The 9,013-nt window shown below is 59.7% G+C and carries 8 protein-coding genes and 1 riboswitch; of the genes, 5 read left to right on the top strand and 3 right to left on the bottom strand.

Annotated elements, in window-relative coordinates:
* A partial coding sequence (locus tag ADK28_RS09105) for an alpha/beta hydrolase (protein ID WP_048795486.1) occupies window positions 1-1,229 on the top strand: 1,229 nt, incomplete at its 5' end.
* Between the two features lie 33 nt (window positions 1,230-1,262).
* Here ADK28_RS09105 and ADK28_RS09100 read toward each other — a convergent pair.
* The 3 genes from ADK28_RS09100 to ADK28_RS09090 form a co-directional block, all read right to left on the bottom strand.
* Window positions 1,263-2,300 (bottom strand): ABC transporter ATP-binding protein, encoded by a 1,038-nt coding sequence (locus ADK28_RS09100; RefSeq protein WP_048795485.1) that lies wholly within the window; start codon window positions 2,298-2,300, stop codon window positions 1,263-1,265.
* On the bottom strand, window positions 2,297-3,862 hold the full coding sequence (locus tag ADK28_RS09095) for an ABC transporter permease (RefSeq protein ID WP_048795484.1): 1,566 nt from the start codon (window positions 3,860-3,862) through the stop codon (window positions 2,297-2,299). The genes ADK28_RS09100 and ADK28_RS09095 overlap by 4 nt, the downstream gene beginning before the upstream one ends.
* 33 nt (window positions 3,863-3,895) lie before the next feature.
* Complete coding sequence (locus ADK28_RS09090; protein WP_016927639.1) at window positions 3,896-4,912, bottom strand: iron ABC transporter substrate-binding protein; 1,017 nt, start codon at window positions 4,910-4,912, stop codon at window positions 3,896-3,898.
* A gap of 411 nt (window positions 4,913-5,323) precedes the next feature.
* Here ADK28_RS09090 and ADK28_RS09085 point away from each other — a divergent pair, with 411 nt between their 5' ends.
* From ADK28_RS09085 to ADK28_RS33425, 4 genes are all read left to right on the top strand, one after another.
* Window positions 5,324-6,943, top strand: a complete 1,620-nt coding sequence (locus tag ADK28_RS09085) for an ABC transporter substrate-binding protein (protein WP_048795483.1) — start codon at window positions 5,324-5,326, stop codon at window positions 6,941-6,943.
* A 141-nt stretch (window positions 6,944-7,084) separates the two neighbouring features.
* Window positions 7,085-7,258: riboswitch (M-box (ykoK) riboswitch) on the top strand.
* Window positions 7,259-7,333: 75 nt separating this feature from the next.
* Window positions 7,334-8,356, top strand: a complete 1,023-nt coding sequence (locus tag ADK28_RS09080) for a magnesium transporter (protein WP_033640218.1) — start codon at window positions 7,334-7,336, stop codon at window positions 8,354-8,356.
* Between the two features lie 129 nt (window positions 8,357-8,485).
* Window positions 8,486-8,578, top strand: a complete 93-nt coding sequence (gene mgtS / locus ADK28_RS31405) for a protein MgtS (RefSeq protein ID WP_004938109.1) — start codon at window positions 8,486-8,488, stop codon at window positions 8,576-8,578.
* Window positions 8,579-8,685: 107 nt separating this feature from the next.
* Window positions 8,686-8,865, top strand: coding sequence for a hypothetical protein (locus ADK28_RS33425; RefSeq protein WP_004938106.1), 180 nt, complete (start codon window positions 8,686-8,688; stop codon window positions 8,863-8,865).
* The last annotated feature ends 148 nt before the right edge of the window (window positions 8,866-9,013 follow it).

Raw genomic sequence — 9,013 nt, 5'->3', positions numbered from 1 at the left:
CCGCCACCGGGCCGAAAAAGGGCAGCGTAGTAATGATCAGCGGTGGACCGGGCCTGCCGGGCATCAACCCCTATCTGGGCAACGACGCCCATGTCGCCAAGCTGCGAAAATCCTACGACATCATCGGCTACGATCCGCGCGGCGTCGGTCAGTCGACGCCGAAAATCTCCTGCCAGCTGGCCGAAGGCGACGAAACCCCGACGCCGGACGACAACGACGTGGCCGGTGCGGAGAATCAGACGCGCGCCCTGATTGCCGCCTGCATCAAACAAACCGGCGCGGACGTGTTGCAACACATCGGCACCGACGAGGCGGTCAACGATCTGAACGCAATCCGCCACGCGCTGGGCGAACCGGGGCTGACGGCGGTGGCGTACTCTTACGGCACCAAGGTGGCGGCGCTGTATGCCGAACGTTTTCCGAAGAAAACGCGCGCGCTGGTGCTGGACGGGGTGGTGGATCTGGCGGAAGACGATTTCACCCAGCGGCTGAACCAGGAACGGGGGTTTCAGCAAAGCTTCCTGCGCTTCGCCGCCTACTGCGGCAAAACCGACAGTTGTCAGCTGGGCGGCGGCGCCAATCAGGCGCTTCAGCGCTATCACGCTTTGCTGCGCAAGCTGCACGAGCAGCCGTTCGTCACTGCGGCAGGCTATGAAATCTCCGCCGACGATGTGCTGACGGTCACGCGTTCGCTGCTGCTGTGGCCGGAGCGCTGGCATGAACTGGCGACCGTGCTGCGCCAGCTCGATGCCGGCATCGCGGGGCAGCAGGTTTCCGATCTGATCGACGAAAGCTATTCGCCGGACGCCGATGACGCCCTGAACGTCATCACCTGCGCCGACGTCGCCAACCCGACGGCCGATCCGCAGCAGTTGCGCAGGCAGCGGCAGGAGATCAATACCGCCGCTTTGTACGCTCACTACCTGCCGTTGCACGAGTATCCGCTGGAAATGTGCGATCTGTGGCCGTACCGCGGCAAAGATCGGCCGCACACCCCGGTGGCGTCCGCCGCGCTGCCGCCGCTGCTGTTCGTCGCGCAGCGCTACGATCCGACCACGCCGTACCGCAATGCCCAAGCGATGGCCGCCGCCTTTAAAAGCCCGCTGATCACCCGCGAACGCGACGGGCATACACTGGCGCTGAACGGTATCGACAGCTGCGTTGACGAAAGCGTGGTGGATTATCTGCTGGCGCCGAAAAAGCCGCGCCGTGACAAGATTTGCCGCTGAGAAGGCCGGGGGGGCAGCCCGGCCTTAAGAGAGTCAGCCGGCGAAAATATGCGCCTGGCCCATCACGTTGACAGTGACCTGCGCCCCGGGCCGCAGGCCTTCGCGGCTGACGGTTTTGATCTCGAGCTGCGCGCCGTCGGCGGCCATTTGCAGATTGAGGGTGGAGACGAAGCCGGCGAAATCGATGCCGGTGATCACCGCCTGGCCGCGCTGCGCCGGATCGGACAAACCGATTTGAATCTGCTCCGGGCGCAGCATGATGCGCGCCGGGCCGCTGCGTTGGCGATCGTCGACGGCGATGCGCCCCAGTGCGCAGTCGGCCCAGCCGTGCGCCAGTTCGGCGGTCAACACCAGCGTTTCGCCAAGGAAGCTGGCGGTCGGCTCATCAACCGGCCGCAGATAGAGATCCTGCGGCGCGCCCACCTGCGCCAGCCGGCCGCTGCGCATCACCGCCACCTGATCGGCGAACGACAGCGCCTCGCTCTGATCGTGGGTGACCAGAATCGATGCCACCTTGGCCTCCGTCAGCAGTTCGGCCACCGCTTTGCGGGTGGCGGCGCGCAGGCCGGTATCCAGCGCCGAGAACGGTTCATCTAGCAGCATCAGCCGGGGTTGCTGCGACAGGGCGCGCGCCAGCGCGACCCGCTGTTGCTGCCCGCCGGACAACTCGTGCGGCCACAGCGCCGCCAGACGGCGATCCAGCGCCACCATCTCCATCAGCGCCTCGATGCGCCGCTGTTTCTCGCGCTTGCCGCCTTTGAGGCCAAAACCGATGTTGCCGGCGACGGTAAAATGCGGGAACAGCGCGCCATCCTGCGGAACGAAACCGATGCCGCGCAGATGCGCAGGCACCCAGCCGCCGCCGTTGCCCATGGCTTGTCCCTGCAGCAGGATCTGGCCGCCGTCGGGGATTTCAAAGCCGGCGATGATGCGCAGCAGAGTGGTTTTGCCGGAGCCGGAAGGGCCGACGATCGCCGTGCGGCTGCCGGCGGCAACCTGCAGGTCGATGTGTTCCAGCACTCTGATGGCGTTGTAAGATTTTCCGATACCGTGCAGTTCGAGCGTGCTCATAGTCCCGCCGTGCGTTTAGATTGAGAATAAAGAAGCCAGGTGAGCGGCAATGACAGCGCCACCATAATCAGCGCATAAGGCGCGGCGGCGACGTAGTCTATCTCGCTGGTCAGCGCCCAGAAGCCGGTGGCCAGCGTGCGGGTGCCGTTCGGCGCCAGCAGCAGCGTGGCGGTCAGTTCATTGGCGATCGCCAGGAATACCAGCGCCGCGCCCGCAGCGGCGCCCGGCGCCGCCAGCCGCAGCGTGGTGCTCCACAACGCCTGCGCCGGCGATTTGCCCAGGCTGCGCGCCACGTTTTCCAATTCCACCGGCGCCTGTGCGATACCGGCGCGCAGATTGATTAGCGCCCGCGGCATAAACATCAGCAGATACGCCAGCAGCAGAGTGATTTCGGTCTGGTAAATCGGCCTGAAGCTGTGAATGGTGATGGTCACCAGCGCCAGCGCCACCACGATGCCGGGCAGCGAGCTGGTCACGTAGTTGCAGCCTTCCAGCACCCGATACAGTCGGGCCGGATAGCGTACCGAGAGCCAGGCCATCGGAATGGCGCACAGCGTGATCAGCAGCGCGCCAGCGGCGGACAGCGACAGCGTTTGCCACAGCGCGGGCCACAGCTCGGCGTTGCGCCACACCTCGAATCCNGCTAGGGTGATGAAAGGCACGCCCAACGCCAGCGCGGTCAGCGCGATCGGCAGCAGCAGCGCCAGCGCGGCGAGCGGCGGCGAAAGGCGGCGCGGCGTTTGGCTGCGGGCGCTGCCGGAACCGACGCGGGCATAGCGCGCGCGGCCGCGGCTTATCGCCTCAAGCAACAGCAGCCCCAGGCAGCACAGCACCAACACGCCGGCCAGCATGTTGGCCGCCGGGCCGTTGAAGGTCGACTGGAACTGATCGAAGATCGCGGTGGTGAAGGTATCGAAACGGATCATGGCGTACAGGCCATACTCCGCCAGCAGGTGCAGCGCGATCAGCAGCGAGCCGCCCCAGACCGCCAGTTTCAATTGAGGCAATACCACGCGGAAAAACACCGCCGGCGGCCGCGAGCCGAGTGAGGTGGCGACGTCCTCGATACCGGGATCCAGGCGGCGCAGCACGGCGGCGGCCGGCAGGTAGATAAACGGGAAATAAGCGAGCACCGAGATGAAAACGCCAGCGCCCAGGCCGTGCATCGACGGCACCAGGCTGATCCAGGCATAGCTTTGCACGAAGGCCGGCACCGCCAGCGGCGCGGTCGCCAATACCGCCCAGAGACGGCGGCCCGGCAGCGTGGTGCGTTCGGTCAACCAGGCCAGGGCCACGCCCAGCACGGCGCAGATCGGCAGCGTCAACACCACCAACAACAGAGTATTCAACAGCAGTTCCGCCACCCGTGGGCGGAAAACCAGTGCTTTGACCGTTTGCCAGCCGGTTTCAAACGCCACGCCGATAACGAATCCCAGCGGCAACAGCGCCAGCAGCGACAGCAACACGGCGCTGACCACCACGATCGCCCCTGGCCGCGGGTGACGGGGGACAACAGAATAACGCCGCGCGGTCTGCGCGGCGTGGGTACTCAGGTTTGACATAACGATCAAAAACTCTCGGTTTGCCGGCGGGCCTTACAGCAGGCCGGCCTCGGTCATCAGTTCGACAACTTTTTTACTGTTCAGCTGTGCGGCGTCTACTTTCGGTGCGTCCAGATCTTTCAGCGGCACCAGTTTCGGGTTGGAGGCCGCGCCGACGCCGACGGCGTATTCGAAGGCGTTGTTGGTGCGCAGGATTTCCTGGCCCTGTTTGCCGGTGATCCACTTGATGAACGCCTGCGCCTGCTGCTGATGCTTGCTGGAAGCCAGCACGCCGCCGCCGGAGATGCTGACGAACGCGCCAGGATCCTGATGTTTGAAGTAATACAGCTTGATGTTGTTGCTGTTTTCGCCGGTTTTCGCGCCATCCACGAACGGGTAGTAGTGATAGATCACACCGCTGTCGACCTGGCCGGCATTGACCGCTTTCATTACCGTGCTGTTGCCCTTATAGGCGGTGAAGTTGGTTTTCATCGCTTTCAGCCACGCCAGCGTGGCTTTCTCGCCTTTCAGCTCCAGCAGCGCGCTGACGATCGCCTGGAAATCGGCGCCCGATGGCGAAGCGGCCCAACGGCCTTTCCATTCCGGTTTGGCCAGATCCAGCAGTGACTTCGGCAACTGCGCGTCGCTCAGTTTGGCCGGGTTATAAACAAACACGGTAGAACGGGCGGCGATGCCGATCCAGCGGCCGTGGCTTGGGCGATATTGTGGTTCCACCTGGGCCAGCGTGGCGGCGTCCAGAGGGGCGAACAGCTTGGCGTTATCCACCAACACCATCGCCGGGGAGTTTTCCGTCAGGAACACGTCGGCAGGCGAGGCGCTGCCTTCCTGCACCAGCTGATTGCCCAGCTCGCTGTCGCCGCCGTTGCGCAGCGTGACTTTGATGCCGGTGTCTTTGGTAAACCCGTCGACCCAGGATTTCACCAGATTTTCATGCTGGGCGTTGTAAATAACGATGCCCTGGTCGGCGGAGGCCGCCTGAGCGCCAAAGGCCAGCATCATCGAGGAGGCGAGCAGGGCGACGGGGCCGAGAGATGAAATACGCAGCTTCATGCAGTTATCCTTTTTAGCGTTCGAATGAAGAAAACGAATATCGCCTGGCAAGCGCAAGCAGGCCGATTTTAGCCAAGAACATCAATAATGATAGTGAAAACGATTCGTATTAAATTATTTTTGACGATCGCTCACAAAATGAATTGCCCTAAGGATATGTTAAGCTTCGGCTGGAATAATCTATATTGATTGCCTGAATTTATGTCACCGCCGATTCACGGCGTTCCCGGCGGCAATGCCGGTCTCCGCGTTTATCCTCGTGTTCTTCATCGTTCCGTCGCCAGTACTTCTTTGATAATGAAAGAAATTCAACACCGCTTTTGGTTATGACTCATAGCGATTAATAATTTAATTTATTCCACTGCCTCATTGCATATTAAACGCGATAAAACACTAATCAGGGATATCGACGTGAAATATTCATTTAATGGCAAGAAACTGGCTGGTTTAATCCTCCTGGCTTTTAACGCTACGGCTGCCCATGCCGCCGAGGTGCCGGCAGGCGTTAAACTGGCGGCGGTGCAAGAGCTGGTGCGGGCCAACGGGTATGAACCGGCGACGCTGGATCCGAACCTGGCCGAGAGCAATGTGGAGTTCTATATCTTCAACGATCTGTTCGAAGGTCTGCTGCGCGTCGGAAAAGACGGCGCAGCCATCCCGGCGCTGGCGCAGAAATGGGAGCATCAGGGCAACGTCTGGACTTTCCACCTGCGGCCGCAGGCCAAATGGTCGAACGGCGACCCGGTGACCGCCGACGATTTCGTTTACAGCTGGCGGCGCCTCACCGATCCGAAAACCGCGTCGCCGTACGGCAGCTATCTGGCTTCGGCCTACGTGCTGAATGCCGCAGCGATCAACGCCGGCAGCAAACCGCCGAGCGAGCTGGGCGTCAAGGCGCTGGATGCGCACACTCTGCAGGTGACGCTGTCGGAGCCCAATTCCTATCTGCTCAAGCAACTGGTGCATTTCCCGGTTTTGCCGGTTAACCGCAAGGTGGTGGAGCAGTACGGCAAAAACTGGACGCAGCCGGCGCACTTTGTCGGCAACGGGGCGTTTCGCCTCAGCCAGTGGGTGGTGAACGAAAAGGTGGTGGTGGAACGTAACCCGCAGTATTGGGATAACGCCAATACCGTGCTCAACAAGGTAACCTTCTTGCCGATCCAGGGCTTCCCGGAAGTGGCGCGTTTTCGCGCCGGTGAGGTTGAGTTGGGGTATACCACGCCGCCGGAGCTGTATCAGCAACTGAAAAAAACGCTCGGCGAGCAACAGCTGGTGACTTATCCGCTGCTCTCCACCAGTTATTTCGCTTTCAATAATCAGCAGGCGCCGTTTAACGATGTGCGGGTGCGCCAGGCGCTGAACCTGGCGCTGGATAAAGAGATCGTCGCCGGCAAAGTGTTGGGATACGGCCAGCAGCCGGCCTGGACCTTTACCCCGACCGGCGCGGGCGGCTATCGCCTGCAGCCCGGCGCTGCGGCCGGTTTGACGCCGGAACAACGCCACGCCCAGGCGAAGCAACTGCTGGCGGAGGCCGGTTTCAACGCCGAGCATCCGCTGCGCTTTACCGTGTTGTACAGCAATGACGCCACCATCAAGAAGATCGTCATCGCCGCCGCCGCCATGTGGAAAAAGAACCTTGGCGCAGAGGCCACCTTGCAAAGCCAGGAGCGCAAAGTCACGCTGGACAATATCAACCGCGGGCAGTACAGCGTGGCCTTTACCCGCTGGCTGGCGGATTACGACGATCCTTCTACCTTCCTGAACGTGTTCCGTTCCGACAGCAGCGAGAACAGCCCCAAATACCGCAACCCGGCGTACGATCGCATTTTGCACCAGGCGACGGCGGCGCCGACATCGCAGCAGGTGCAGCAATATTTCCAGCAGGCCGAGGCGGTGCTGGCCGTCGATACGCCGGTAGCGCCGGTATACTACGAAGCCAACGCCACGCTCATCAAACCTTACGTGAAGGGGATCGACTTTACTCGTCAGGGCGCCTTATACGATAAAAACGTCTACATTCTCGAACACTGAAAAATAAAAGACGGCTGATTTATATCAGCCGTTTTTATAAATGTCCGTTTAATAACATTATCCTAAATACTCCATAAACGACGGGCAATCTTTTCTTCCCGCCGGATAAAACAACGCCTATACTGCGCCGGTAGTTTATATGCAGTATCTCGTTTGGCGAGGCTCCTATACAAACACAGGTTACTGATCTGACGACATCGAGAGATGCCCAAGGTTAAGACAGGCTTTATCGGATTAAGGTTCAGCCCAAAGTAACTTCCGAGCAACAGCTCGGATACGTTGTATAGTGCTAAAACCTGGACGCGGAGATAGGCAGTCTGCACTCCCTCTGTGGTTACGCCCCTATGCGATTCGCTGTTGAAGTTCACAACAGAAATAGGGACTGACAAAATGATCAAGTCACATCAATACTCTTCTTCTCCGGCGCTGAACGCGACTGAAACTCTCGATGAAACTTCGGTCGCCGGTTATATGAACGCCGATTTTATTACCGTTCCCGCGACGATGACGGTCAATCATGCCCGGGAATATTTACTTTCACAGCTCAAAACGGACGAAATTCCTACCCGGGTCTTTATTACCGCGGACGATTATCATCTGCGCGGCACACTGTCGGTGAAAAAACTGTTGCAGTGCGAAGAACAGGATAAAGCCGTCGGCGTGATGATGGATTACAGCTATTTCCAGGTTTCACCCGACGATGACCGCAACGACGTGGCGCATCTGCTGGGCAAAGGGGGGCTGGACGTGGTGCCGGTGGTGGCCAACAACACGCTGGTCGGCGTACTGGGCGAGCGCGAGATCGCTCGGCTGGTCGAAGATGAAAACACCGAAGACGCGCAGCGTCAGGGCGCGAGCCTGCCGCTGGACAAGCCTTATCTGGAGACCAGCCCGTGGGCGCTGTGGCGCAAACGTTCGGTGTGGCTGCTGATGCTGTTCGTCGCCGAAGCTTACACCGGCAACGTGCTGAAAGCGTTTGAAGATCAGCTCGAAGCGGCGATTGCGCTGGCGTTCTTCATCCCGTTGCTGATCGGCACCGGCGGCAACAGCGGCACCCAGATCACCTCGACGCTGGTGCGCGCCATGGCGCTGGGCGAGGTCAGCCTGCGCAATCTGGGCGCGGTGATCCGCAAGGAGGTCACGACCTCGCTGCTGATCGCCGTCACCATTGGCCTGGCGGCCTGGGTGCGCGCCTGGATCATGGGCGTCGGCATGGAGGTGACGCTGGTCGTTAGCCTGTCGCTGGTGGCGATCACCGTGTGGAGCGCCATTGTTTCATCGATCATTCCGATGCTGCTGAAACGGCTCGGCATCGATCCTGCCGTGGTGTCGGCGCCGTTTATCGCCACCTTTATCGATGGCACCGGCCTGATTATTTATTTCAAAATCGCCCAGCACGTTTTGGGTATTTAAACCGCTCCGCCCGTAAAGGGCGGGAATGTGACAAACCTGAGGAGGACGTTAAAAACCATGGACGCCGACCAACCCCGATATTTAACGCAAGGGGCTTTTATCGATAACATTTAACCTGAGGACAAAATAATGGGAAACATGACTATTTTTATGGGATTCCTGGCAATGATCAGCTCGCTGGGCCTGTTGGCGGCCTATATGAGCACCAAATGGGATGATTGATGAACGCTAAAGATCCGCCTAGATGCATCCTCCCCGCGATCGCTATTTATTACGGGGAGGATTTAGCGGCGCGCTGAACGCGCAGCCTAAAACGGGAGTTGATAATAATGACGATTCTTATTCTGGGATTGCTCTACGCCATTTTAATGATCTCGGTGGGCGTTAATGAGATTTATTTTTATTCCACCGGAAAATCCAATTTTCTTACTAGCCTCATGCTGACATTCTCTGGCAGTATGCTGCTGATCGCCTTTGTCTGGCAATTATCCTCTAAAGTAAAAAAATAAATCACCGTCCGAATGTGAGCAGCATCATGCAAAATGAAAAGCAGGCCGTAGCCAGAAACTCGATGATCGCCAGCGGGTTGCTGGCTACGGGCAAATTCGTCGCCGGCATTTTCACCGGCAGTATTGGCCTGATATCCGAAGGGATCCA

This window comes from Serratia sp. 506_PEND (assembly GCF_001076875.1).
GTDB lineage: Bacteria > Pseudomonadota > Gammaproteobacteria > Enterobacterales > Enterobacteriaceae > Serratia > Serratia marcescens.
This window is presented reverse-complemented; position numbering and strand designations above follow the sequence as displayed.

Excerpts from the sequence above, each read along its gene's own strand:
- ADK28_RS09100 (WP_048795485.1), bottom strand. The coding sequence starts at position 2,300 with ATGAGCACGCTCGAACTGCACGGTATCGGAAAATCTTACAACGCCATC.
- ADK28_RS09080 (WP_033640218.1), top strand. The coding sequence starts at position 7,334 with ATGATCAAGTCACATCAATACTCTTCTTCTCCGGCGCTGAACGCGACT.
- ADK28_RS33425 (WP_004938106.1), top strand. The coding sequence starts at position 8,686 with ATGACGATTCTTATTCTGGGATTGCTCTACGCCATTTTAATGATCTCG.
- mgtS (WP_004938109.1), top strand. The coding sequence starts at position 8,486 with ATGGGAAACATGACTATTTTTATGGGATTCCTGGCAATGATCAGCTCG.
- ADK28_RS09090 (WP_016927639.1), bottom strand. The coding sequence starts at position 4,912 with ATGAAGCTGCGTATTTCATCTCTCGGCCCCGTCGCCCTGCTCGCCTCC.